The 26,936-nt window shown below is 30.2% G+C and carries 24 protein-coding genes; 17 read left to right on the forward strand and 7 right to left on the reverse strand.

The features are described 5' to 3' along the window. Nucleotides 1-20 precede the first annotated feature (20 nt). Nucleotides 21-1,403: an arginine decarboxylase gene (locus ACMHJW_RS04010; RefSeq protein ID WP_413532133.1), complete on the reverse strand. Its 1,383-nt coding sequence runs from the start codon at nucleotides 1,401-1,403 to the stop codon at nucleotides 21-23. Nucleotides 1,404-1,797: 394 nt separating this feature from the next. Next, the gene (locus ACMHJW_RS04015) at nucleotides 1,798-2,574 is read right to left on the reverse strand and encodes a DeoR/GlpR family DNA-binding transcription regulator (RefSeq protein WP_413532134.1); all 777 of its coding nucleotides are present in this window, start codon (nucleotides 2,572-2,574) and stop codon (nucleotides 1,798-1,800) included. Nucleotides 2,575-3,000: 426 nt separating this feature from the next. On the opposite strand from ACMHJW_RS04015, the gene ACMHJW_RS04020 reads away from it, so the two are divergent. The 12 genes from ACMHJW_RS04020 (at nucleotide 3,001) to ACMHJW_RS04075 (ending at nucleotide 16,985) form a co-directional block, all read left to right on the forward strand. Next, complete coding sequence (locus ACMHJW_RS04020; RefSeq protein ID WP_413532135.1) at nucleotides 3,001-4,560, forward strand: FAD-dependent oxidoreductase; 1,560 nt, start codon at nucleotides 3,001-3,003, stop codon at nucleotides 4,558-4,560. Nucleotides 4,561-4,592: 32 nt separating this feature from the next. Then, nucleotides 4,593-6,095 carry a glycerol kinase GlpK gene (gene glpK / locus ACMHJW_RS04025; RefSeq protein WP_413532136.1) on the forward strand — a complete coding sequence of 501 codons (1,503 nt, stop codon included), beginning with the start codon at nucleotides 4,593-4,595 and terminating at the stop codon, nucleotides 6,093-6,095. 547 nt (nucleotides 6,096-6,642) lie between these two features. Next, entirely contained in the window at nucleotides 6,643-7,383 is a 741-nt protein-coding gene (locus ACMHJW_RS04030) for an MIP/aquaporin family protein (RefSeq protein ID WP_413532137.1), read from the forward strand. A 14-nt stretch (nucleotides 7,384-7,397) separates the two neighbouring features. After that, nucleotides 7,398-8,213 (forward strand): hypothetical protein, encoded by an 816-nt coding sequence (locus ACMHJW_RS04035; protein ID WP_413532138.1) that lies wholly within the window; start codon nucleotides 7,398-7,400, stop codon nucleotides 8,211-8,213. 166 nt (nucleotides 8,214-8,379) lie between these two features. After that, nucleotides 8,380-9,153 (forward strand): ParA family protein, encoded by a 774-nt coding sequence (locus ACMHJW_RS04040; protein WP_038330582.1) that lies wholly within the window; start codon nucleotides 8,380-8,382, stop codon nucleotides 9,151-9,153. A gap of 5 nt (nucleotides 9,154-9,158) precedes the next feature. Then, entirely contained in the window at nucleotides 9,159-10,049 is an 891-nt protein-coding gene (locus ACMHJW_RS04045) for a ParB/RepB/Spo0J family partition protein (RefSeq protein WP_413532139.1), read from the forward strand. After that, nucleotides 10,039-10,617: a DUF5683 domain-containing protein gene (locus ACMHJW_RS04050; protein WP_413532140.1), complete on the forward strand. Its 579-nt coding sequence runs from the start codon at nucleotides 10,039-10,041 to the stop codon at nucleotides 10,615-10,617. The genes ACMHJW_RS04045 and ACMHJW_RS04050 overlap by 11 nt, the downstream gene beginning before the upstream one ends. 9 nt (nucleotides 10,618-10,626) lie before the next feature. After that, the gene (dapB, locus tag ACMHJW_RS04055; RefSeq protein ID WP_413532141.1) at nucleotides 10,627-11,331 is read left to right on the forward strand and encodes a 4-hydroxy-tetrahydrodipicolinate reductase; all 705 of its coding nucleotides are present in this window, start codon (nucleotides 10,627-10,629) and stop codon (nucleotides 11,329-11,331) included. 25 nt (nucleotides 11,332-11,356) lie between these two features. Next, nucleotides 11,357-12,919 carry a signal peptidase I gene (gene lepB / locus ACMHJW_RS04060; protein ID WP_413532142.1) on the forward strand — a complete coding sequence of 521 codons (1,563 nt, stop codon included), beginning with the start codon at nucleotides 11,357-11,359 and terminating at the stop codon, nucleotides 12,917-12,919. Nucleotides 12,920-13,021: 102 nt separating this feature from the next. Next, complete coding sequence (locus tag ACMHJW_RS04065; RefSeq protein WP_413532143.1) at nucleotides 13,022-13,627, forward strand: WbqC family protein; 606 nt, start codon at nucleotides 13,022-13,024, stop codon at nucleotides 13,625-13,627. A gap of 4 nt (nucleotides 13,628-13,631) precedes the next feature. Continuing rightward, a complete protein-coding gene (locus ACMHJW_RS04070) occupies nucleotides 13,632-15,233 on the forward strand; it encodes a S8 family serine peptidase (protein WP_413532144.1) in 1,602 nt (533 codons plus the stop codon). Nucleotides 15,234-15,350: 117 nt separating this feature from the next. After that, nucleotides 15,351-16,985, forward strand: coding sequence for a S8 family peptidase (locus ACMHJW_RS04075; RefSeq protein WP_413532145.1), 1,635 nt, complete (start codon nucleotides 15,351-15,353; stop codon nucleotides 16,983-16,985). Nucleotides 16,986-17,039: 54 nt separating this feature from the next. Here ACMHJW_RS04075 and pepE read toward each other — a convergent pair whose 3' ends face one another. The 4 genes from pepE to ACMHJW_RS04095 form a co-directional block, all read right to left on the reverse strand. Then, nucleotides 17,040-17,762 (reverse strand): dipeptidase PepE, encoded by a 723-nt coding sequence (gene pepE, locus ACMHJW_RS04080; protein ID WP_413532146.1) that lies wholly within the window; start codon nucleotides 17,760-17,762, stop codon nucleotides 17,040-17,042. A gap of 159 nt (nucleotides 17,763-17,921) precedes the next feature. Beyond that, nucleotides 17,922-19,241, reverse strand: coding sequence for an ABC transporter permease (locus ACMHJW_RS04085; RefSeq protein WP_413532147.1), 1,320 nt, complete (start codon nucleotides 19,239-19,241; stop codon nucleotides 17,922-17,924). 12 nt (nucleotides 19,242-19,253) lie between these two features. Further along, entirely contained in the window at nucleotides 19,254-20,186 is a 933-nt protein-coding gene (locus ACMHJW_RS04090; protein WP_413532148.1) for an ABC transporter ATP-binding protein, read from the reverse strand. A 57-nt stretch (nucleotides 20,187-20,243) separates the two neighbouring features. Beyond that, a complete protein-coding gene (locus tag ACMHJW_RS04095) occupies nucleotides 20,244-20,576 on the reverse strand; it encodes an MGMT family protein (protein ID WP_413532149.1) in 333 nt (110 codons plus the stop codon). Between the two features lie 41 nt (nucleotides 20,577-20,617). Here ACMHJW_RS04095 and ACMHJW_RS04100 point away from each other — a divergent pair, with 41 nt between their 5' ends. Further along, the gene (locus tag ACMHJW_RS04100; RefSeq protein WP_413532150.1) at nucleotides 20,618-21,163 is read left to right on the forward strand and encodes a hypothetical protein; all 546 of its coding nucleotides are present in this window, start codon (nucleotides 20,618-20,620) and stop codon (nucleotides 21,161-21,163) included. 53 nt (nucleotides 21,164-21,216) lie between these two features. On the opposite strand, the gene ACMHJW_RS04105 is transcribed toward ACMHJW_RS04100, so the two are convergent. After that, nucleotides 21,217-21,408: a cold-shock protein gene (locus tag ACMHJW_RS04105; RefSeq protein WP_413532151.1), complete on the reverse strand. Its 192-nt coding sequence runs from the start codon at nucleotides 21,406-21,408 to the stop codon at nucleotides 21,217-21,219. A 135-nt stretch (nucleotides 21,409-21,543) separates the two neighbouring features. Here ACMHJW_RS04105 and hemW point away from each other — a divergent pair, with 135 nt between their 5' ends. From hemW to ACMHJW_RS04125, 4 genes are all read left to right on the forward strand, one after another. Next, nucleotides 21,544-22,671 carry a radical SAM family heme chaperone HemW gene (gene hemW / locus ACMHJW_RS04110; protein WP_413532152.1) on the forward strand — a complete coding sequence of 376 codons (1,128 nt, stop codon included), beginning with the start codon at nucleotides 21,544-21,546 and terminating at the stop codon, nucleotides 22,669-22,671. A 17-nt stretch (nucleotides 22,672-22,688) separates the two neighbouring features. Beyond that, complete coding sequence (gene murI / locus ACMHJW_RS04115; RefSeq protein ID WP_413532153.1) at nucleotides 22,689-23,498, forward strand: glutamate racemase; 810 nt, start codon at nucleotides 22,689-22,691, stop codon at nucleotides 23,496-23,498. Between the two features lie 62 nt (nucleotides 23,499-23,560). After that, nucleotides 23,561-24,793, forward strand: a complete 1,233-nt coding sequence (gene rocD / locus ACMHJW_RS04120; protein ID WP_413532154.1) for an ornithine--oxo-acid transaminase — start codon at nucleotides 23,561-23,563, stop codon at nucleotides 24,791-24,793. A 76-nt stretch (nucleotides 24,794-24,869) separates the two neighbouring features. Next, complete coding sequence (locus ACMHJW_RS04125; protein ID WP_413532155.1) at nucleotides 24,870-26,933, forward strand: M48 family metalloprotease; 2,064 nt, start codon at nucleotides 24,870-24,872, stop codon at nucleotides 26,931-26,933. The last annotated feature ends 3 nt before the right edge of the window (nucleotides 26,934-26,936 follow it).

Consider the following 26,936-nt stretch of genomic DNA (forward strand, 5'->3'; position numbering starts at 1 on the left):
TTTTTTATTATTAAAATTAATTATTTATAGCCTAAAGTATTCAAAACATCTTGATGTGTTTGCTCTTCAGAATATACTTTTGTATTATAATTCTCATCAATCAAAATATACTTCGGTTGAGGAATTAAACAGTGATTAATTCCACCAAAACCACTAATATTATCTTGATATGCTCCTGTATTAAAGAAGCCAATGTACAAAGGTTTTGCTTGATCGTATTTTGGAAGATAAATAGCATTTACATGTTGTTCTGAATTGTAATAATCATCAGAATCACATGTTAAACCTCCTAATAATACACGTTCATATCTATCGTACCAACGATTGATTGGCAACATTACAAATCGTTTCGAGATTGCCCAAGCATCTGGCAAAGTTGTCATAAAAGAAGAATCGATCATGTCCCAATATTCTTTATCATTTTGTTTCTTTTGATAAAGAATTTTATAAATAACGCCTCCACTTTCTCCTACTGTAAACGAACCAAATTCTGTAAAAATATTTGGAACAGGAATTCCTTCTTCTTCACAAATCATTTTTATTTGTAACAAAATTTCTTTTGCCATATATTGGTAATCGTACTCGAAATTCAACGAATTTTTGATCGGGAATCCTCCTCCAATATTCAAACTATCTAATTCTGGACAAACTTTCTTAAGGTTTACATAAACTCTTAAACATTTTGTCAACTCGTTCCAATAATATGAATTGTCTTTAATTCCTGTGTTGATGAAGAAATGAAGCATTTTTAATTTTATGCGTTCATTTGGTTTTACCATTGTTTGATAAAATGGCACAATATCTTTGTATCCAATTCCTAAACGAGAAGTATAAAATTCAAATTTTGGTTCTTCTTCTGAAGCGATACGAATTCCGATTTCAAAATCACCTTCAATTGCTTCCGAAAACAAATCTACTTCTTCATAGTTATCAATTACTGTGATTGTTTTACGATGACCATTGTTAACTAAACGAGCAATGTTTTCTACATATTCTTCACGTTTGAAACCGTTGCAAATCACATATTGATCATCTGTAATTAATCCTTCTTTAATCAAATTTTCGACAATATTAATATCGAATGCAGAAGATGTTTCGATATGGATATCGTTTTTTAATGCTTCGCCTAAAATGTGACGAAAGTGAGAACTTTTTGTACAATAACAATAATTGTAAGTTCCTTCATAGTTTAACTCTTCACGCGCTTTTTCAAACCAACCTTTTGCTTTCTGAATATTTTGTGAAATTTTTGGTAAATAAGTAAACTTTAATGGCGTTCCATGTTCTTCGACTAATGCTTTTAAGTCGATTCCATTAAATTTTAAGTACTCTCCATCTAATTCAAATTCATCTTGTGGAAAGTCAAATGATTGCGTGATTAAATCTATGTATTTAGTTTTCATTATGCTTTATAAATGTTACGTGTGTTATTAATTCTAAAAATTTTGCGAGAAAAAATTTAGGGTATTACAGACGTATTGCATAATACACATTGCGAAGCAATAAAGGGAAAGAATAATTCTTAGATTCTTTTCTATTCATTAAAACTACTGCGTTTAAGCTCTTTCTGTTCTCAACGCTTTCGTATAAAAGGTTAAAACTCATCAACTTTTTTTATTAAAAAAATTATAAAAATACTTGACGCAAATATAAGTTTTTTAATTCTGTTAAAGAGATAAAATAATACTAAAGTTTTCTTCTTTTTTATTTTTATAATCTAACCTATTTTAAAGATACTTTTATAGTAAAATACTTTAAGAAAGTTTTATATTCGAAACAAAAAGAAAGTTAGATAAATTAAACAAGAGTTAGTTCTATTCCACTATTTTCAATTAGTTTTTTAGATTTCCCGCTTAAACCATCATCAGTAATTATTTGATCTATTTCATTCAGATTACATATTTTTCCAAATCCCTTTTTTCCGAACTTGCTAGAATCTGTTAGAACAATGGTTTTTTGTGCGGCTTTTATCATAGAATGGTTCAAGTTAGCTTCCAACAAATTCGATGTTGAACACCCATAATCAGCATCTATACCATCAACACCTAAAAATAACTTAGAAAAAGACATACTTTTTAGGATTTCTTCCGCATACAAACCAACAACCGAAGATGAGTTTGATCGTACAATTCCACCCAGTTGTATGACTTCTACATTTGGTTTTGCACTAAGCGCAATAGCAACATTCATTGCCGAAGTAACTACGATTAATTTACCTGAAGTAACATTTATTGCAGATGCAAAATTATGAACAGTTGTACCAGAAGCGATTAAAATTGCATCATTTGGTTCCACTAAATTTGCTGCATATTTTCCTATACGATTTTTTTGCTCTGTATTAATTAAATGTTTTTCATTTACATTTTTATCATAGATATAAGGATTTGATTTATAAATTAAACCATGAGTTCTATAAGTCAGGTTTTTATTTTCTAACATTTTCAAATCCTTTCTTATTGTAACAATAGAAACATTCAATTTGTTAGATAAATCTGAAACTTTTAACATTTCACTTTTCTCCAACTCATCTAAAATATACATGTGCCTTTGGGCCATAGTCTCTAATTGTGCCATAATTTTATTTTAATTATTCCTCAAATTTAATAAAGATTTTGTTGATGAAAGGTTTATTTACTTCACTTCTATTAAAAACTATTCCCTTTCTTTTACTTTCTAATTTTAGTGTTTAATAATCTAGTTATTTATTGTTTTTAATTAAAATCATCAGCATAGAATATTATTGAAATTCTAATTTTTCTAAAAAATGAACGTAAAATGAATTAATTTTTAAAATTCAATCATTTGATTTACAATTTTAAAAACGATAATATAAAATGATAAAATTCATCTAGAACACTCTATTTAAAATGATTCTATGATATATTTAAATCTGGTTTCAATTTATATCCTCACTTTCTTTTATCATTTTTTTTAACAAGTTATTATTTTTTTTGTTTCTTTTTGTTTTTTTTTATTACTTTTGGTTTCAAAGATATAACTATGAAAAGAAGTTTATTACTAAATCAAATCGAATCAACAAAAGATTGGGATGTTATCATTATCGGTGGTGGAGCCACAGGTCTTGGTTGTGCAATGGATGCTAGTACTCGAGGATTCAAAACATTATTAGTTGAACAAGCAGATTTCGCTAAAGGAACTTCAAGTAAAGCCACAAAACTTTTACACGGAGGTGTTAGATACATGGCTCAAGGTGATATTGGATTAGTAAAAGAAGCATGCCATGAAAGAGGTTTACTACTTAAAAACGCTCCTCACCTAACTAGAAATACTTCTTTCGTAATACCAAACTATACATATTTTGACAATATTTTATATACAGTAGGTTTGAAATTTTATGATTTTCTTGCTGGTAAATTAAGTTTAGGAAAATCAAAATACATAGGAAACAAGAACACCGTAAAAATGCTTCCTACAATAAAAAAAGAAGGATTAAAAGGAGGTGTTGTTTATCAAGATGGACAATTTGATGATTCAAGGTTAGCCGTTAATGTTGCAGAAACAGCTGTAGAAAATGGTGCTTGTATATTAAATTACACTAAAGTTATAGGATTATTAAAAGATAATGATGGTAAAATTAGTGGTGTAAAAATTAAAGATCTTGATTCGGATAAAGTATATGAATTAAATGCAAAAGTTGTTATTAATGCAACAGGAGTTTACGCAGACAATGTATTGCAATTAGACAAACCCGATGCACCACATATGGTAAAACCTAGTCAAGGTGTTCATATTACAATTGACAAAAGTTTTCTTCCTGGTGAAAATGCATTAATGATACCTAAAACAAGTGATGGAAGAGTTTTATTTGCTGTTCCATGGCACGATAAATTAATTTTAGGAACAACAGATACATTAAGAGATCATGCCGAATTAGAACCAAGAGCATTAGATGAAGAAATTGATTTCATTCTAACTACTGCACAACAATATTTAACAAAAAAACCTACAAAAGATGATGTCTTGGCAATTTTTGCTGGCCTTAGACCTTTAGCAGCTCCTCAAGCTGATGGTAAAAAGACAAAAGAAATCTCAAGAAGTCATAAAATCATTATTTCCGACAGTGGATTAATCACAATTATTGGAGGAAAATGGACAACTTTCAGAAGAATGGCTCAAGATACTATTGATAAAGCCATCGAATTAAACAAAATACCACAGAAAAATTGTAATACAGAATCGCTTCACATTCATGGATACGACACAACTGTAAACCATGCAGACGATTTACATTTTTACGGATCTGACCTTGAACAAATTAAAAAAATTGAGCAAGAAAATCCAGATTTTGCAAAAAAATTATTGCCTAAATATGAATACACTTATGCTTGTGTTGTCTTTGCTGTTCGAAATGAAATGGCTCTTAAATTGGAAGATGTTTTAGCAAGAAGAATTCGTCTGTTAATTTTAGATGCTAAAGGAGCAGTAGAAATAGCAAGAGATGTTGCTACAGTTATGGCAAATGAATTAGGAAAGGATCAAGAATGGATTGACAAAGAAGTCAAAGATTTTACTGAATTAGCAAAAATTTATCAATTATAATTAATAATAAATCAATCATCACAAAAAAACATATGAATACTAAAGAAAAATTTATTCTTGCTTTAGACCAAGGAACAACAAGTTCTAGAGCAATTATTTACAATCACGAAGGTGAAATTGTAGCTACTTCTCAGAAAGATTTCGAACAAATTTTTCCAAAACCAGGATGGGTAGAACATGATCCTTTAGAAATATGGTCAACACAATCTTCTGTTGCTGCAGAATCTATTGCTAAATCTAATTTAGATGGAACAAATATCGCTGCGATAGGAATAACAAATCAACGTGAAACCACAATTATTTGGGATAGAGAGACAGGAGATCCTGTTTATAACGCTATTGTTTGGCAAGATCGTAGAACTTCAAAATATTGTGATTCTTTAAAAGAAGAAGGTTATACAGATATGATTTTATCTAAAACCGGACTTGTATTAGACTCTTATTTTTGTGCAACTAAAATAAAATGGATTTTAGATAATGTAGAAGGTGCTAGAAAAAAAGCAGAAGAAGGAAAACTTTGTTTTGGTACCGTTGATAGCTGGTTAGTTTGGAAATTCACAAAAGGTAAAATGCATATTACCGATGTATCAAACGCTTCAAGAACACTTATCTACAATATCAACACTATGGATTGGGATGATGAATTATTAGAATTATTCCAAATTCCTAAAGCTATCTTACCAGAAGTAAAAGAAAGTAGCGAAGTTTATGGTGAAACATCTACTACTCTATTTTCAACTAAAATTCCAATTGCAGGAATTGCTGGAGATCAACAAGCTGCATTATTCGGACAAATGTGTGTAGAAGCTGGAATGGCTAAAAATACATACGGAACTGGATGTTTTTTATTAATGAATATTGGTGACAAACCAGTTTTTTCTAAAAACAATCTATTAACAACAGTTGCTTGGAAAATTGATGGAAAAACAACTTATGCCTTAGAAGGTTCTGTCTTTGTAGGAGGAGCTGTTATTCAATGGTTAAGAGATGGGCTTTCAATTATTTCTCATTCTGCTGAAAGTGAAATATTATCTGCATCTATTGATGACAATGGAGGTGTTTATTTTGTTCCTGCACTTACAGGTTTAGGAGCACCATATTGGGATCAATACGCTCGTGGTGCTATCTTCGGAATTACTCGAGGAACTACAAAAGCACATATTGCAAAAGCAGCCATACAAGGAATCGGCTTTCAAGTTTATGATTTAATAAAAAGTATGGAATCTGATGTTGAAGGTGGTATTACAGAATTAAGAGTAGATGGTGGAGCCTCTGCAAATAATGTATTAATGCAATTTCAATCAGATTTAATTGACAATGATGTAATTCGTCCAAAAATCTCAGAAACAACCTCACTAGGTGCTGCATATCTTGCTGGTTTAGCAGTTGGTTACTGGAAAAACATTGACGAAATAAAAGTCCAATGGAAAGAAGATAAATGTTTTAAACCAAGTATGGAAGCCGAGAAAAAAGAAGAGCTTCTAAAATTTTGGAAAAAAGCAGTAAGTAGAACTCAAAACTGGATCGAGGATTAACCTAATTAACTATTCTTAAATTACCTGTTGTACATTTTAATTTCGAGAAATAAAGTTGTTCTGTTGATCGTAAATAAGTGAACTAATTTCACTAAAACCAACCTAAACATATTATAAATCAACAACTGATACTAAAACTTTTGATTTTAGAAATTACTCGTATTGTTTAAACTAAAATTTAATGAAAGTAACTGTGAAAATAATTGATCACAAAACTTTTCATTATTTCTAAAATGGATAAAACGATTTTCTATAATCCTTATAAAACTTAATTCTCAACTAATTAATCTTACTCTACTAAAGCTAATAAATATTATATAAATGTATTGAAACTAATTGATTAATAATGAAATATACAAATAGCTATATTTAAAACTAATCAGAAGAAAAAATCTATAATCTTTTAGATATTTTCTTAACTATAATTTTACTAAAACACACTATTTACAACAATTCAATACATAAAATAATACATTTTCTTTAGTAGAAACAACAACAATTTCTAATCATTTGAAATGTGCAACGGGTATTCTAAAATTATATTATTATGAATGAATTTACCGCTGAATTAATTGGTACCGCTGTCCTTATACTTCTTGGAGGTGGCGTGTGCTCTAATGTTGCTTTGAGAAAAACGATCGGAAACGGATCAGGATGGATTGTAATTACTACAGGTTGGGCGTTAGCAGTATTTGCAGGAGTTGTAATAGCAGGACCAGTAAGTGGAGCTCACTTAAATCCTGCAGTAACAATAGGATTAGCAATTGCTAATAAATTTGAATGGGCCAATGTGCCAATGTTTGTTTTAGCTCAATTTTTAGGAGCAATGTTAGGTGCTTTTTTAAACTGGGCAATGTACAAAGATCATTTTGATGCAACATCTGACGAACCTGGTTCTCAATTAGGTGTTTTCTGTACTGGACCAGCAATACCAAACACTTTTCGAAATGTACTTTCTGAAATCTTAGGAACTTTTGTTTTAATCTTTTGTGTTTTCTATTTTACAGATGCTTCTGCTGAAATTGGAAATGAACAAGTAAAAATAGGCTTAGGATCTGTGGGAGCTCTTCCTGTTGCATTTATAGTTTGGTCTATCGGACTTTCTTTAGGAGGAACAACTGGATACGCAATAAACCCAGCAAGGGATTTAGGACCGAGAATAATGCATGCTATATTGCCAATGAAAGGTAAAGGCGGAAGTAATTGGGGGTATTCTTGGATTCCAATCGTGGGTCCTTTATTAGGAACTACAATCGCTGCTTTATTATACAATTATTTTTCTCAATAAAACCTAAAGAACCAATGATCACACAAAAAATAAGAAAAACTATACTAATTAGTACACTATTACTTTCAACAAATTCAATTTTTGCTCAACAACAAGAACCACAAAATGATAGCATTCCCCTATCGATTAACGATGAATTTCAACAAGAATTATCACCGTTCTATTTACATAGTCAAGTAAAATCGATGCACTTATGGAGAGGAATCGCAGTAACAAACTCATTAGTATTAACAGTAGATGCTGGAGTAAGTACTAAAGATGGCAAATTAAAAGGTGGTGTCTGGGGAGGTTATGGCACAAATGGCGTTTACAGAGAATTTGATTACTATGTAATATATTCTCCAGTTAAAAACTTAACTTTTGCACTTTGGGATATTTATAATTATTCGACAAATGCAACTTGGAACAATGAAGATTTTTTTGAATATAATGCAGATAAAACTGGTCATTTCTTAGATCTATCTGTTTCCTATACTATTTCTGATAAAATTCCGCTTAATCTTTATTGGTCAACCGTAATTCATGGTAGAGATCGCGGCGTGAATAATGAAAAGAATTTATATTCTTCATACGTACAAGCCTCCTATCCTGTTGTTAAAAGTAAAGCAATTAATTTAGATCTTTTTGTTGGAGGGGCTTTTGCTCTATCTCCTGAAGAAGGCGAAAAAGATCGTAATTTTTTCGCACCAAAATCAGGAATTAACAACCTCGGATTCGTAATTGGAAAAACATTAGATTTTGGAAGATATAAACTACCTATTAATGCAACAGCTTCTTGGAGTCCAACAAACAACTCTGGAAACATACAACTTGCATTAGATGTTTTCTAAATTTTAGTCAACATATTATTTGAAATACCCTCAAAAGTAAAATCCTTTTTGAGGGTATTTTTTTTAATCAAATGAAATTATTGATTAATTGTTCAAAAATTTATTTTTTCTTTAAGGTTTAGCAATGTTAAATATTGTATTTTTGAAATCGTTTTGAACGTAAATTATGGGTAAAATTATTGCTATTGCTAACCAAAAAGGAGGCGTAGGAAAAACGACAACTTCGTTAAACCTTGCCGCTTCTTTAGGTGTTTTAGAAAAAAAAGTTTTATTAATTGACGCAGATCCGCAAGCAAATGCGACATCTGGTTTAGGCTTTGATTTGGATGAAATCGAAGCAGGAACGTACGAAGTTTTAGAAAATGAAGTACTTGCAAGCAAAGCCATTTTACAATCAGAATCGCCAAACCTAGACTTAATGCCTGCTCATTTAGATTTAGTTGCTGCCGAAATAGAGATTGTAGATTATGAGAATCGCGAGTATATGTTGAAAAATGCGTTATCAGAAATCAAAGATCAATATGATTATATTATTATAGATTGTGCGCCTTCTTTAGGATTGATTACGCTGAATGCTCTTACAGCTGCCGATTCTGTCATTATTCCTATTCAATGTGAATATTTTGCATTAGAAGGTTTAGGAAAATTATTAAACACAATAAAAGGAATTCAACAACATCATAACAAAGAACTGGATATAGAAGGTTTATTGTTAACGATGTACGATTCGCGTTTACGCCTTTCAAATCAAGTATTAGATGAAGTGAATAATCATTTTCCTCAAATGGTTTTCAAAACAATTATTACTCGAAACGTACGTTTATCTGAAGCTCCAAGTTTTGGTGAAACAATTATTCAGTACGACGCAGCAAGTAAAGGTGCAGAAAATTACTTAAATTTAGCGCGTGAATTTTTAATTAACAACAACGATACAGTTTAAATAAAATGGCAAAGCCAAATAAAAATAATCGCTTAGGACGTGGATTATCTGCTTTATTAAAAGATGAACCAACTGTAAAAACGGCACAAGATGAAGGTGCAAAGAAATTGGTTGGCAATATTTTGGAAATAGATTTAGAGAAAATCACAGCAAATCCTTGGCAACCACGAACTAATTTTGATAAAAAAGCTTTAGAAGAATTGGTTTCGTCTATTCAAACATTGGGCGTTATTCAACCGATAACAATTCGTAAAAAAACAACTGGTGAATATGAATTGATTTCAGGTGAAAGACGTTTTCGCGCTTCTCAGTTAGCAGGAAAAAAGACAATTCCGGCTTATGTTCGTCTAGCAAACGACCAAGAAATGTTGGAAATGGCATTGGTCGAAAATATTCAACGTCAAGATTTAGATGCGATTGAAATTGCCCTTTCTTACCAACAATTAATTGATGAGATTAAATTAACGCAAGAAGAATTAAGTAAGCGAGTTGGAAAAGATAGAACATCTATTACCAATTATTTACGCTTATTAAAATTGGATCCGATTATCCAAACAGGAATTCGTGATGGAATGATTTCAATGGGACATGGACGTGCATTAATGGCGATTGATGATACTGATTTACAATTTGATATTTACGAAAAAATTGTCAAAAACAATTTGTCTGTGCGCGATACAGAACGTTTAATCAAATCTATAAAAGAAGGAAAATCTGAGAAAAAAACAGCAAATGAATTACCTTCTCAGTACAAAGAAGCTTTAAGTTCTATTTCAAATTCTTTGAAAACAAAAGTTGAAATAAAACGTGCAAATAACGGAAAAGGTAAAATTATTTTGAATTTTACTTCTGATGATGAATTTGAACGATTAAGAAAATTTTTAAATGAAAATTAAAGCATTTTTACTTGGGTTGACTATTGCTTCAACGTTTTCTTTTGGTCAAGTCAAAACTGATTCATTAATTGTTCTTGATAATAAGATCATTGTTAACGATACAATGACTGTGAGCAAAGAAGTTTTAATGGAAAAAAGTCCAATTAGAGCTTCATTGTATTCTGCTATTTTACCCGGAGCAGGACAATTGTATAACAAAAAATGGATAAAAGCACCAATTGCATTAGGTTTAGTTGGAACTGGAGCTGGTTTCACAATTTATTACAATAATCTGTACAAAAAATACAGAAAAGCATATATAGCTGTAAGAGAAGGAACACCAAATGAATTCACAGGGATTTTATCTCCAGATCAGTTAGCTGTTATTCAAGATGATTATAAACGTAAACGTGATTATAGTGTTGCTTTAACAGCATTGGCTTATTTATTAAATATTGTTGATGCAACTGTTGATGCACATTTATTTACAGTGCGTAATGATACTGAAATGTCATTTAAACCAACTGTCATTCAAGATGAAATGACATTAGAGCCAGTGTTAGGATTGGCATTTAACTTAAAATTTTAGAAATTAAAGATGAGAATTGCATTAATAGGATACGGAAAAATGGGAAAAGCCATTGAAGAGATTTTAGTTCAACGTGGACACGAAGTTGTACTTAAAATATCTCGTACTCCACTTGCTGAAGAATTGAATAATGTTGAAGTCGCAATAGAATTTTCTCGACCAGAATTTGCTTACGAAAACCTTAAAGTATTACTTAAAAATAAAGTTGCAACAATTTGTGGAACAACGGGATGGTTGGATAAACAAGAAGAGATTAATCATTTAGCAATTTCAAATAACACTGCTTTTTTATATGCTTCAAATTTTAGTTTGGGCGTTAATTTATTCTTCGAATTAAATTCGATTTTAGCTCGAATGATGAACAAATATCGCAACGAATATCAAATCAATTTAGAAGAAATTCATCATACTCAAAAGCTAGATGCTCCTTCTGGAACAGCAATTACAATTGCAGAAGGAATCATTGATAATTCAAGTTATAATTCTTGGTCAATGGAAGAAAAAGCACAAGATATTATTCCTGTAGAAGCAAAAAGAATTGAAGATGTTCCTGGAACACATATTGTACAATACAATTCTGAAGTAGATACAATAGAAATTTCTCATACAGCACATTCTCGAAAAGGTTTTGCACTAGGAGCTGTAATTGCTGCTGAATGGATTTGGAATAAACAAGGTGTTTTCACAATGAAAGATGTACTTGAACTGAACTAAAATAAAATACTAAATATCAAAAATTATGCACGTACTAATATACTGGTTAATTGGTTTCATTATTGCCAATGTAATCTTTGGAGCTGCAACTTGGAAATTATATAAAAATGCTGGAAAGCAAGCAATTCAAGCTTATATTCCTTTTCTTAATATTTGGAAAGGTTTAGAAATTATTCATCGTCCAAAATGGTGGATTATTCTTTTTTATTTGCCAATTGTTGGTCCTATTTTTTGGTTAGTATTCTTTGTTGACTTGGGTGATTCTTACGGAAAAATTGAAACAAAAGACAAAGTCATTATGGTTTTGACTTTAGGATTATACATCTTTGCAGTCAATTATTCTGATAATCCTAAATATTTAGGTCCAGAAAAACGCAAACCAACATTTGTTTCTTCTCTAATTTTTGCTTTAGTTTTAGCAACTTTAGTTCATAACTGGTTTATTCAACCAATGATTGTTCCAACTGGATCTATGGAAAATACAATCAAAATTGGTGATGCCTTATTTGTAGAAAAAGTAAGTCACGGAGCACGAGTTCCAATGACACCGATAGGAATTCCATTCTCAGAATTTATTTATCGTGATGGTTTCATCGACAAAGCGCGTTTACCTTATATGCGTCTTCCAGGTTGGAGAGATTTAAAATCAAATGATATCGTTGTATTCAATTATCCAACAGATTCTGTTTACAATGCGATTGATCGTAAAGATGCTTATGTAAAACGTTTAGTTGGTTTACCAGGAGAAACTGTTCAAGTTCGTAATGGAGTTCTTTATGTAAACGATAAAAAATTCATTCCGAAAAAAGATGCACAAGTTCAACACGCATATAAAGTAATTACAAAAGTTCCTTTTAGCGATAAATTATTATATGATAATTTCGAAATTATAAGTACAGATTATAATAGTGCAAAACAAGCTGACGGAACCTTTATTTACCAATTTGCGGCATTAACAGATGCGCATGTTGCAGCAATGAAATCGAATTCTAATGTCGTTTCTGTTGAACCAATTTTACAACCAGTTGGTGAGAAAACAGAACGTATTGTAAATGGAAAAATTGATAGTACAAATACTATTTTCCCTGTAAACAAAAATTGGAATCCTGATCAATACGGACCTTTGTATATCCCTAAAAAAGGAGATTTAGTTGATGTCAACAAAGAAACTTTAGCTCAATACATTAATATTATTCGTCGCTACGAAAACAATACATTAAGAGTTGATTCTGCTAATGGAAAATTTGATGTTTACATCAATGATCAAAAAACAAATAAATACCAAATAAAACAAAACTACTATTTTATGGTTGGTGACAATCGAAATCAATCATTAGATGCGCGTTTCTTTGGTTATGTTGGAGAAGATCACATCATAGGTCGACCAATTATGATTTGGGCAAATATGAACGGAATGTTCGAACCTGCCGCTCCTAAGAAATTTATTTGGAATCGTTTCTTTACATCAATCAATAATGATAATCCAGACAAAACTTCGTACGGAATTTATGTCTTAATTGCCTTAATTGGTTGGATTGGATATGATATTGTAAAAGCTCGTAAAGAGAAAAAGAAAAACAAATATTAAGAAAGGAAGATTATAAATATCTTTATTAAATTATAAATTAAAAACACTATAAATGTGCATTATAAGCTACTTGTAATGCACATTTCCATATAAAATAATAGAATGAAAAATACGTTTGCAGCTTTTTATTTTGGACCGATTGATTACTATGCAGAAATGGTAAAAAGCCAAACTTTGGATATCGAAGTTCAAGAAAATTTTCAAAAGCAAACTTACCGAAATCGCATGTATATTTTAGGTGCAAATGGTAAATTAATGCTTAATATTCCGATTTTACATAACGGAACTCGTTTATTCAAAGATTTGCAACCTTCTTATGAGTACGATTGGCAAAAAGAACACATCAAGTCCTTGAAATCTGCCTATCAAAGTTCTCCATATTTTGAATATTATGAAGATGAAATTATTCCTATTTTAGAACAAAAAGAAAAATTCTTATTAGATTTTAATCTAAAAACAATTGATTTCATCAACAAAAAATTAAGCTTAGATTTAGAGATTTCTAAAACAGAAACTTATCAAGATTTAGCTCCTGAATATGATTTCCGAAATCAATTTTCTGCTAAAAAAGCTCCTCAATACAATTTACCAGAATATGCACAAGTTTTTGATGATAAATTTGAGTTTATAGAAGGTTTGAGTATCTTAGATTTACTTTTTAGCGAAGGCCCAAGCGCCGCAGTATATTTAAAAAACTTAATAAAATAACAACATGAGAAAACTATTTATTGCTTTAGGATTTGCCTTTACATTAGGTTTTGCCCAAGCACAAACAACAGAAGTACCAAAAGAAAAATGGTATCATGCAGGTGTTAAACAAACTGGTGTTTATGGTGTAAATACAGATCAAGCATTACAATTTCTAAAAGACAAAAAAAGAAAAGCAAATACAATTATTGTAGGTGTTTTGGACAGTGGAGTTGAAAATTTTCACGAAGATTTGAAAGCAAATATGTGGTCAAATCCTAAAGAAATCCCTGGAAATGGAATTGATGATGATAAGAATGGTTATATAGATGATGTTCATGGTTGGTCTTTCTTAGGAACTGCAAAAGGAATCAATTATAACGATGATACTACAGAATTAACGCGTATTTACAAAGCTCTATCTACTAAATATGCTTCTTATGATCAGAAAAAAAATCAAGCAGAAATCGCTAAAAACCCTACTGAATATGCAGAATTTCAAAAAATTGAAAAAGAATATTTAGGCGCTGTAGGAAAAGCGAAATACAACCAACAAGTTGCGCAATCTAAATTGAATGCAGTTGAAGGTGGAATAAATAAAATGGTTCTTGAATTTGGTGATACTAAATTAACGAAAGATATTTTAAAAAATTATCAACCTACAGATTCTCAAGTCTTAGAAGCTTTATGGATTTTTGGAGAATTAAAAGAAGAACAATGGGTTGGTAAAACAATGAAAGAAGTTTCTAATACTTACTTGGGAGCTGCTCGTCGTGCTGCAAAAGGAGATGCTTTATCTTCTCACTTAAATTTAGATTTGGTTAATCGCAAAGATGTTGACAATCCAAATGATAAAAAAGAACGTTTTTATGGAAACAATGATTCAAACGGACCTGAATCTTCTCACGGAACTCACGTTGCAGGGATTATTGGTGCTGTAAGAGGAAATAACATTGGTTCTGAAGGAACAGTTGGTGGAAATAATGTGAAAATCATGTCAGTTCGTACAGTTCCAAATGGAGATGAGCGCGATAAAGATGTTGCAAATGCAATTTATTATGCAGTTGACAATGGAGCAAAAATCTTGAACATGTCTTTTGGAAAACCATATTCTCCTGATGCAGATTTAGTTTGGGATGCTTTCAAATATGCTTCTGATAAAGGTGTTTTAATCGTAAAAGCAGCAGGAAATAGCAACGAAGATATCGATGTTCATGTTCATTATCCTACAAATTTCAGAAATGGAAATGTTGTATCTAAATCTGTTTTAACAGTTGGAGCTTCTACAAAAGATCCAAACGCATTAAAAGCTCGTTTTTCTAACTATGGAAAAAAATCAGTTGATGTATTTGGTCCAGGACAAGAAATTTATGCAACATATCCAGGTGTAGATCAATATCGTTTCTTAAACGGAACTTCTATGGCTTCTCCTGCTGTTGCTGGAGTTGCAGCATTAGTTTGGTCACATTATCCAAAATTAACGGCAGAAGATATCCGTAATATTTTAATGGAAACAGTTAACAAAAATGATCAATTGGCAGCTATTTCTGTTGCTGGAGGAGTTGTTGATTCTTATAAAGCAGTTCAAAAAGCTGAAGAAATTTACAAACAACGTAAATTAAAATAATTTTAACACAACATTATAAAAAGGCTTCAAATTTTGGAGCCTTTTTTGCGTTTGAAATTTAGATAATTTTAGATGTAACAAATACGATTGTTACTCGACAAATAGACAAAATTAATTATGAAAAAATTCTTATTAAGTATATCACTTGCCATGTTTGTAGGAATGGCATCTTTTGCACAAGAAACTACAACAGTTGAAACTTTAGCTAAAGTCGATCAAAAATCTTGGCAACATCAATCTTTCGAAGATAGCGGTGTATATGGTGTAAATACTCAAAAAGCTTTACAATTTTTAGAATCAAAAAAAAGAAAACCTTCTCAGTTAATTGTTGGTGTTCTAGATTCTGGAGTAGAAATTACGCATCCAGATTTGAAAGATAATATTTGGATAAATAAAAAAGAAATAGCTGGAAACGGAATTGACGATGACAAAAATGGTTATGTAGATGATGTTTACGGTTGGAATTTTATCGGAGGAAAAGATGGTAAAAATGTAGATGGAGATACATTAGAATTAACACGTCTTTTTGTAAAATACAACAACTTATTCGAAACAAGTAAAGATGCTGCTTCAAACAAAACTAAATTCCCAAAAGAATTTGAAGAGTATAAAAAAATAAAATTAGATTTCGAAAACAAACTTGCCGAAGCAAAACAAAATGCAGCACAATTCGGACAAATGGATGACATGTTTAAAGTTGCATTTCCTGCCTTAATCAAAGAATGGGGCGATAGAGAATTGAACGAAAAAAATATGATGTCTTTTAAACCTGTTTCTAAAGAAGCTCAACAAGGAATGATTATTTTTGGTATGATTCCACAAGAAGCTTGGCAAGGAAAATCAATGAAAGATTTCTTAACAGAAATTGGGGACGAAATTTCTGAAGGAACAAAATATTACAAAGAACAAGTTGAAATTAACTTGAATACGGAATTAGATCCTCGTTCAATTGTAGGCGATAATTATGCAGATAAATCTGAACGTATTTACGGAAATAATGATGTAGATGGACCTGATTCTATGCACGGAACACACGTTTCTGGAATCATTGCAGCTAAATCTAATAATGGAATTGGTATAGATGGAATTGCTGGAGATGGTTATGTGAAAATTATGTCTGTTCGTACAGTTCCAAATGGTGATGAACGAGATAAAGATGTTGCAAATGCAATTCGTTATGCTGCAGATAATGGTGCAAAAATATTGAATATGTCTTTTGGAAAAGCTTATTCTCCTGACAAAAAAATTGTTTGGGATGCATTCAAATATGCAGAGAAAAAAGGACTTTTATTAATAAAAGCTGCCGGAAATGACAATGTAAACATTGATGAAGAAATTCATTTCCCAACTGTTTATGATGATAAAGGTGCAGAAGTTTCAAAAAATATTATTACCGTTGGAGCAAACACAATGGATAATAATAATTTGAGAGCAAGTTTCTCTAATTATGGTAAAAAATCTGTAGATGTTTTTGCTCCAGGAAATGAGATATATTCTACTGTTCCAACTAAAAAAGGAGAATACAAAAATGAAAGCGGAACTTCTATGGCTTCTCCTGTTGTTGCAGGTGTAGCAGCGTTAGTTTGGGCACATTATCCAAAATTAACAGCAACAGATATCAAACAAATTTTGTTAGAATCTGTCAACAAGAATCCAGCTTTAGCTGATATTTCTGTAACAGGTGGTGTTGTAGATGCTTATAAAGCTGTACAATTAGCCGAAAAAATGTATGTTGCTAAAAAATTAAAGTAAAGAATACTTGAAATTATAAAAAAAAACTCCTCAACTTAGTTGAGGAGTTTTTTTTTATATATGATATATTTCTTTTGCTATAAAACCAGATTCTATTTCTATTGGTTGTTCATTTTTTCTGAAAATTCGAGCAGATAATTTTCCTTTCAGTTCCACCACTCCATTTTCAACTCGAAGCCAACTTCCTTCTCTCAATCCAACTACAACTTGATCATTAAACTTATGAAATTCATTAATTCTCGTTTCTCTTGTTTCTCCTTTATGTTTAGAATTAGGATCAGGATCTAAATAATGCGGATTAATATTAAAAGGTAAAAATTTTAAAGCATCAAAGCTTGGTGGATAAACAATCGGCATATCATTCGTTGTGCCAATTGTTAAACCTGTTAAATTACTTCCAGCGCTTGTTCCAATATAAGGAATTCCATTATGAACAGCTTTACGTAAAGCTTCAATCAAATCAAGTTCGTACAAAGTTTTTAGCAATAAAAATGTATTTCCTCCTCCAATAAAAATTGCTTTAGCATTTAAAATTGCTTCTTTTTTATTCTCGAAAGTATGCAAACCTTTTACAGAAATTCCAACTGAATTTAAAGCTTCTTTTACATTTTCTGTATATTCATCATAAGAAATACCTGAAGGGCGAGCATAAGGAACAAAAATAATTTCATCAGAATTAATAAATTCTTTGATTTCATCTTTTATATATTCTAAAAAACTATAACCGTGAATTGTACTTGTACTTATCACCAATAGTCTATCTTGTGGATTTATCATATTATCGAATTTTAGCTCAAAAGTAAGTTTAAAATAAGAAAATTAATAGAAAAAGAGAGAAAATTAAGATGAATTAAACTTGTTTAATAGGATAAAAAGTAACAAAAAAAGAGCTTGATAAATCAAGCTCTTTTCTATATTTTATAGTTTGTAATTATATTAGTTTTTATACGAAATCCATTTCACCATTTCTTTTACAGTAGGTTTTTTACCATAGATTAAAATTCCAATTCTATAGATTTTTCCTGCTATATAAACCATAAATATTGTACTGATTAATAATAGAAATAAGGATAAAGCTAATTGCCAAATTGGTACATCGAACGGAATCCGTGTAATCATTGATATCGGAGAGGTTAATGGAATCATTGATAACCAAAAAGCAACTGGACCATCTGGATTCTCAAAAGTTGTCATACTTCCATATAAACCAACCATCATCGGAACTAATGGGAAATAAGTAAATTGCTGCGTATCTGTATCATTATCCACCGCAGAACCAATTGCTGCAAAAACAGAGCTATAAAACAAATATCCCAAAATAAAATACGCAATAAAAGCAAAAATGATTAATGGATAATTAAACGTTAATAATACTTCGCTTATTTCTGTTACTTTTTGCATCATATCAGGATTAGTTTCAGCCAATTGTGCTTGATTCATCATTTGTTGCGACATATCCATTCGTGATGCTGCAACTGCAGGAAATAAGATCAATAATCCCATTGTCATTCCAATCCATATTGCAAATTGCGTTACAGCAACCATTGTTGTTCCTAATATTTTTCCCATCATTAATTGGAAAGGTTTTACAGAAGAAATAATAATTTCGACCACGCGATTATTTTTTTCTTCGACAACAGAACGCATTACTTTTACGCCATATATCATTACAAACATAAAAATGATGTAAGTTAAAAACATAGATAATCCTATTTTCAACTCCATTCCCTTGTCTTCTTTTCCGTCTTTCACGTTGAAAACATTTAGATTAACATGCGCTTTAGAAGCTTCTAAAGCTGCTTTATCAATACCAGATTTTGTTTGTTTTTCTTTTTCAATCTTTTCACTAATTGTTCTTGAAAGTTTTTCGCGATCAGTAATTCCTAGATTTCCATTTGTGATTAATTCTGTATTTTTCTCGATATTTACATAATTTCCATCTGTATTTTTCGGGATATAAAGAATCGCATTCAAATATTCACTTCCTTTCAAAGTATCTTTTATCGATTTTAATTCTTGAGGCGTGTAAATACTAAACATCATCTGTTTTGTCGACTTGAAAGATGTAATAAATTCTGTACTTTCATCAACAATTGCAATATTTTTTACTTCAGAATTATTCGCCGAACTCAAAAAGAAAATCACTGCTCCTGCTCCAATAATCAACAAAGGAGAAAGAAAAGTCATTATAATAAATGCTTTATTTTTTACTTGAGAAAAGAATTCGCGCTGTGCGACTAAAAATATATTTTTCATTTGAAAATTAGCTTAAAGATTAGGAATTGAAGTTTGTTTTACAGCTTCTAAAAAGACATCATTCATAGAAGGAATAATTTCTTTGAATTGATGTACTTCACCAACTTGCATCAATTTTTGTAAAATCTCATTGGTTGGTTTTTCCTTGTTGTACATTAAATTAAATTCTGTTCTTTGATTAAAATTTCTAATATCAGAAATTTCAAATTCATTTATTAAATTTTGAAGAGAATCTGGTGATATTTCATTTAATTGAATAGAAAATTTTCCAGTTTTGAATTGATTCCTAACTTCTTCTATTGTTCCATCCAAAACTTTATTCGCTTGATTAATTAATGCTACATGATCACACATTTCTTCCACAGATTCCATACGATGTGTCGAAAAAATAATTGTAGTTCCTTTATCTCTTAATTCAAGAATTTCATTTGCAATGATTTGTGCATTCACAGGATCGAAACCGCTGAAAGGTTCATCAAAAATTAATAAAGATGGATTATGAATAACCGTTATCACAAACTGAACTTTTTGTCCCATTCCTTTCGATAACTCGCTCAATTTCTTGTTCCACCAAGACATCATATCTAGCTTTTCGAACCAATATTCTGTACGTTTTCTAGCTTCTTGAGAAGAAAGCCCTTTCAGTTTAGCAAAATATAAGGCTTGTTCGCCAACTTTCATATTTTTATATAAACCGCGTTCTTCTGGCATATAACCAACTTGTCCGATTGATTTTTTTGTTAAAGGTTCACCGTTTAATAAAATAGTTCCACTATCTGGTGCTGTAATTTGATTGACAATACGTATAAAAGTCGTTTTTCCTGCACCATTTGGTCCCAAAAGTCCATAAATAGAACCTTGTGGAATATTGATACTAAAATTATTAAGCGCAACTTTATCTTTATATTTTCTTGTTAAGCCTTTAGCTTGCAATAAAAATTCCATTTCTATATCATTTGATTTGTAAAATTAGTAAGAAGAAAGTAGATTTTGTTACAGAATTTAATGAGATTCGTTTGGATCCCACACAATATCCTTAAAATTAACGACTTTATCGTTTATAATTTCAATGCCTTCATTCTCTAACAGTTGTTGCATCAATGTAGAAGGGTTAAAATGATGTTTTCCAGTCAATAAACCATTTCTATTTACAACACGATGTGCGGGTACATCTTCTCTATTATGTGCATGATTCATTGCGTAACCTATAACACGAGCCGAAAATCTTTCTCCTATATATCTTGCAATCAATCCATAGGAAGAAACACGTCCTTCTGGAATTTGTCGAACGATTTCATAAATTTTCTCATAAGAATTAGAAGTGATTTTTGTCATATTCTAAACATTTATTGTAAATTTAAAGAAAACTATAACATATGAGCCAAAAAGTTCCAATTAAATCTCTTTTAAGCCGTCCTCGTTTTAAGGTTTTCACACATTTATCAAAACCAGAATTTATTGATTTAGTCAAAAAACATCTCGAAACAAATTCAGTCGAATATGGAGGTTATGCAAATCAAGAAATTGCAATGATTCGTCTTCGTAAGGATAAGGATAAATATTGGCATCCACAATTACAAATACGAATTGAGGAAGATGATGATCATCCTGGATATTTGGTTGTAAGAGGAATTATTGGTCCACCTTCTAATGTTTGGACATTGTTCGCTTTTTTATATGGTTTAAGTGGCGCTATTTTTATCACCTTAGGATCTTATTCTATTTCAGAATATATAGTAAAAGGAAGTAGTCATTGGATTTGGAGCATTCCTGTTTCTTTCTTAATTGCTTTAAGTACATATTTAGCCAGTTTATATGGACATCATTTAGCTAAATATCAATTGAAAAGATTGTATCATTTTGTAAACGAATTGTTACGAAAAGCCGAATTTTATCAAAGTAGTGATGAAATAAAAAAATAAAAAAAAGCGACCTTTTGGTCGCTTACAAGAAATATGTTGATATAATATATTTATTAAATTACTTTCACATTAACGGCGTTGATGCCTTTTTTTCCTTGTTCTAAGTCAAAAGATACTTTATCATTTTGAGCAACTTTGTCTGTTAAACCAGAAATGTGTACGAAGTACTCTTTTCCTGATTCATCTTCTTTAATAAATCCGTATCCTTTTTCTTCATTAAAGAATTTTACAGTTCCTTTATTCATAGTATTTTATTTTCGTTATAAAGATATAAGATTTATTTACAAAAACAATATAACTTCAATTATTTTTCACAATTTTTTAATGTTACTTTTTTAGGACAGTTATTCCCACTAATTTTGCTTTTATAATTAAATATTTTGGCAGGAATTTATATCCATATCCCGTTTTGTAAACAAAAATGCAGCTATTGCAACTTTCATTTTTCGACGAATATTCAACACAAATCTGAATTAATTAAGGCAATTAATAAAGAACTTGTTATGCGAAAAGATGAACTTTCAACTCCATTAGAAACCATTTATTTTGGTGGAGGAACACCCTCTATTTTATCTGAAGTTGAATTACAAAGTATTTTCGAAACGATATATAAAAATTATTCAACCCAAAATTTAAAGGAAATCACACTCGAAGCAAATCCGGATGATTTGAATAAAGAAAAATTGCAATTCTTAAAATCAACTCCAATTAATCGCTTTTCGATTGGAATTCAATCTTTCTTTGAACAAGATTTAAAATTAATGAATCGTGCTCACAATGCACAAGAAGCAGAATCTTCTATAAAATTGGTTCAAGATTTTGGTTTCGAAAATATCACGATAGATTTGATTTACGGATCTACAACTACAACAGATGAAATGTGGAAACAAAATCTACAAAAAGCAATCGAGCTTGATGTTCCGCATATTTCGTCTTATGCATTAACAGTAGAAGAAAAAACCGTTTTAGATCATCAAATCAAAAAAGGAATAACAAAATCTGTTGACGAAGACCATCAAAATGATCAATTTCAAATGTTGGTTGATACTTTAACTAGTAATGATTTTATACAATATGAAATCTCCAATTTTGGAAAAGAAAACTACTTTTCATTACACAATTCTAATTATTGGAAAGGAGTTCATTATTTAGGAATTGGCCCTTCTGCACATTCTTATAATGGAATATCTCGCGCTTGGAATATTTCTAATAATTCAAAATATATACAAGCTATTAACGAAGATAATCTTCCACAAGAATTTGAAGTTTTACATGAAGTTGATAAATTTAATGAAATGATAATGATTGGATTGAGAACAATTTACGGAATAGACATTAATCGAATAAATTCTGAATTTTCTGAACCTTTGGTCAATTATTTTCATCAAGAACTTAATCAATTACTAAAAGAAAATTTAGTTGAAAATAGAGAAAATAAAATTATTTTAAAACCTGAAGCTAAATTTTTCGCAGACGGAATTGCTTCTAGATTATTTTACATCAATTAATTTGTTAAATTTGCGATATGAATGATAACAGACCAATTGGTGTTTTCGACTCTGGTGTTGGTGGCTTGACGTTTGCAAAAGAAATAAAACGTTTGCTACCAAACGAAAGTTTAATCTATTTTGGTGATACTCAAAATTTACCATATGGAGAAAAATCAAAAGAAACGATAACACAATTTTCGGTAGACATTACTAATTTTTTGAAAGAACATGATTGCAAATCTATTTTGGTTGCTTGCAATTCTGCAACAGCAAATTCTTTGAAAGAAATTAGAGAAGCTGCTGGAAAAGACATTCCGGTTATCGATGTTATTTCTCCTGTTGCGGAAAAAGTTTCGTTTGAATTAAGAGAAAAGATTGGTGTTATTGCAACAAAAACAACAGTGAATACAGGTGCTTACAAAAAAGCAATCCGTCGTCGAAATAAGCATATTACGGTTGTAGAAATGGCTACTCCGCTCCTAGTTCCTGTTATAGAAGAAGGTTTTACGAATTCGACAATATCAAAAGCAGTTTTAGAAACCTATTTGTTGAATAAAAAATTTGAAGGAATTGATTCGATTATTTTGGGATGTACGCATTATACACATCTAGAAAAAGAAATCAATCAAGTATTTCAAGGGAAAGTTGACATTGTTAATTCTCCTTTAATTGTTATAAATCAAGTGATTTATCAATTATCAAAAGTAGGAAAATTAGCTTCTAAAGATGCAATTGCTAAGTATACTTTTTATATTTCTGATAATACAGATAATATTATAAAAGTTGCAAAAAAATTCTTTGGAAAAGATATTCAATTAATTGAAAAAAATTTAGAAATGAAATAAAACCGACCATTATTGTCGGTTTTTTTATAAAATATTACGAACAAACAAAAACAAATCATTAAATGGGAAAGTCAGCAGAATTAATTGAATTAGAAGAAAGATACGGAGCACATAACTATCATCCGCTACCAGTTGTATTGGAAAAAGGTGAAGGTGTTTACGTTTGGGATGTAGATGGGAAAAAATATTTTGACTTTTTATCAGCATATTCAGCTGTTAATCAAGGTCATTGTCATCCTCGAATCATTAAAGCTTTAAAAGATCAAGCTGAAAAATTGACTTTAACTTCTCGTGCTTTTTATAATGCAGAATTAGGAGTTTATGAAAAATTCATCACAGAATTATTCGGTTTTGATAAAGTTTTACCAATGAATACTGGTGCAGAAGCTGTAGAAACAGCTCTTAAAATTGCACGTAAATGGGGTTACGAAAAGAAAGGAATCCCTGCTGGAGAAGCTATTATTGTTGTATGTAAAGACAATTTTCATGGTCGTACAACAACTATTATTTCTTTCTCAAATGATGAAGAAGCACGTAAAAACTTTAATCCATATACAAGCGGTTTCGAAGCTGTAGAATACAATGATGTTGATGCATTGAAACAAATTTTAGAAAAAAAAGGAGATAAAATTTGTGGATTCTTAGTAGAACCAATTCAAGGTGAAGCTGGAGTTAATGTTCCTTCTGATGGATATTTGAAAGCTTGTGAAGAATTATGTAAACAACATAATGTTTTATTTATCGCAGACGAAATTCAAACAGGAATTGCGAGAACAGGAAAAATGTTAGCAATCGATCATGAAAATATTAAAGCTGATGTTTTAATTTTAGGTAAAGCTGTTTCGGGAGGAGCTTATCCTGTGTCTGCAGTTTTAGCGAATGATGATGTAATGAATGTTATCAAACCAGGACAACATGGATCTACTTATGGAGGAAATCCATTAGCAGCAGCTGTTGCAATGGAAGCTTTACAAGTTGTTTTGGATGAAAAATTAGCTGATAATGCAGAAAAATTAGGACAAATCTTTAGAGCTGAAATTACAAAAATGGCAGAAGAGTTTCCATTATTCAAATCAGTTCGAGGAAAAGGTTTATTAAATGCTATTTTAATCAACGATTCTCCAGAATCTGAAACGGCTTGGAATTTCTGTGTTGCAATGAAAGATAACGGTTTATTAGCAAAACCAACACACGGTAATATTATTCGTTTCGCTCCTCCTCTAGTAATGAACGAAGAACAATTACACGAATGTTTAGCTATTATTCGTAAAACTGCTCAAGAATTCAAAAAATAAATAACAATATAATTTTACACAAAAACCTCGAGAATATCTCGAGGTTTTTTTTATATTCGAGTACTTAATTAATACTATGAATTCTTTTAAAGTTAACGTTTCGCAAACGTATAAAAAAGCGCAAAAAAAATCCGTAATTTGGATTTTAATCTTTTTACTTACTCTTCTCTTTTCTACAATTTTAAGCCTCATTGTTTTTATAATTTGCTTATCTGCTGGAATTGCAATTGTCATTTCAAAACCAATGTGGATAACAATCATTTTAGGTTTGGGTTTATTAGCATTAGGAGGTTTCGTCGTGTTTTATAATATTAAATTCATTTTAAATATTTTCAAAAAAACACCTACAAATGGAATTGAAATTTCTAAAACAGATCAACCAGAATTATTTAAATTAATAAATGAAACAGCAGATAAAGTCGGCACAAAACATCCTAAAAAAGTTTTCATTATTGATGATATTAATGCTTATGTATCGTATTCTAATAATTTGCAAAGTTTAGTTTTTCCTACAAGAAAAAATTTATCCATTGGGATTGGTTTACTTCATGGTGTTTCTCAAAATGAGCTACAAGGAATTATTGCACATGAATTTGGACATTTTTCTCAAAAATCTATGACAATAGGAAGTCATGTAGGAAATGCAACCAAAATTATGGAAGATATTTTATACAATAATCAGACTTTAAAATATGATGTTGATAATCTGGAACAAATTAACGGAATTATAGGTTTTATCTCAAAAGGAGCTATTGTTTATAATAAAATGATTGAAGTAATTTTGAAAGTCATTCACAAAAAATTAGAATTTAATTATTTACAATTAAGCCGAGAAATGGAATTTCATGCCGATCAAATTGCAACGAATGTTGTAGGGATCGAAATGATGAAAAAACCATTATTGAGAATAGAATTGTATCAATATGCTTATCAAGAATTAGCTAATTTTTACATCAGTTTACAAGATGATAAAAAATTTTCAACTAATATTTATCAAAATTTAAATGAATTAATTGATTTTTATATCAATGAAAATCAACTTTCTTTAGAAAATAATTTAGCCCTTGTTGGGCTTAATGAATTCAATCAAAATCATTCCTTATTACAGTTTGAAGACTTATGGTCAACTCATCCAGAGATGGATAAACGTTTAGCAAATATTGAAGCTACAAATCAGCATTCCGAGATTGACGAATCTCCAAAAGCAATCACATTACTTCAAAAAACAAAGGAATTTGAAGAAGAATTTTCATTCAATTTTTTCTTCAATTTAAATTTATATCGTGTTAATGAACTCGATCATGCCGAGTTTATGGAAGCCTTTAAAACCATTCATAATAAATACAATTATCCAAAAGTCTACAATCATTTTTTTGCTAATTATGATTTATCTTTTTCTGCGATAAAGGAAATTGATTTGTCTGATAAAAAACAAAACATTCCTACAAATGAATTATTTTCAGATGAAAATATTTTGGTTGCAAAACAATATTTAGCGCTTCAATTTGATATTTTTCAATTGGATTTATTTAACCAAGAAAAAAAGCCTCAACCATTTAAATATAATGATGTTGTTTACAATAAGAAGCAAGATATATTGATAGTTAAAGAGGAATTAGAGCAAATAAAGGAGAAAAAAGAAGCAGAATTTTCAAATTACTTAGATAATATAAACTCTTTTTTTAAATCTAATTTAGACCACGAAAAATCTATTTTATTAGAGGATTGTATCAAAGCAGAAACAGATTTATTGGCGAATATTGAATTAGTAAATGAAATTAGAACTCATTTGAATTTTGCAACAAAACCTATTCATGAAAAATTAAGAATTGAAGCCTTAACTATTCTTAATGATCATGTTGGAAAACTAAAAAATGTGATAAAAAATATTCTTCAAAATGAGATTTCTAAAGAGAAAATAACAATTAATGAAATTGAAAATGCGCAATATTTTATAAATGAAGATTGGATATTCTTTTTTGATTCGACAGGCTATAATAACAATGCTTTTAATAATTTGATTGATAATTTATATTTTGTTGATCAAGTTTCAAATAATTTATTATTTCAAAAAAAGTCAGCATTTCTAAAAGAATATGAATCTTTATTACTAGATACAGTACAAACAAAAGCCTCTTAATAA

The organism is Empedobacter brevis, from assembly GCF_965118635.1.
In the GTDB taxonomy this organism is placed as follows: domain Bacteria; phylum Bacteroidota; class Bacteroidia; order Flavobacteriales; family Weeksellaceae; genus Empedobacter; species Empedobacter brevis_A.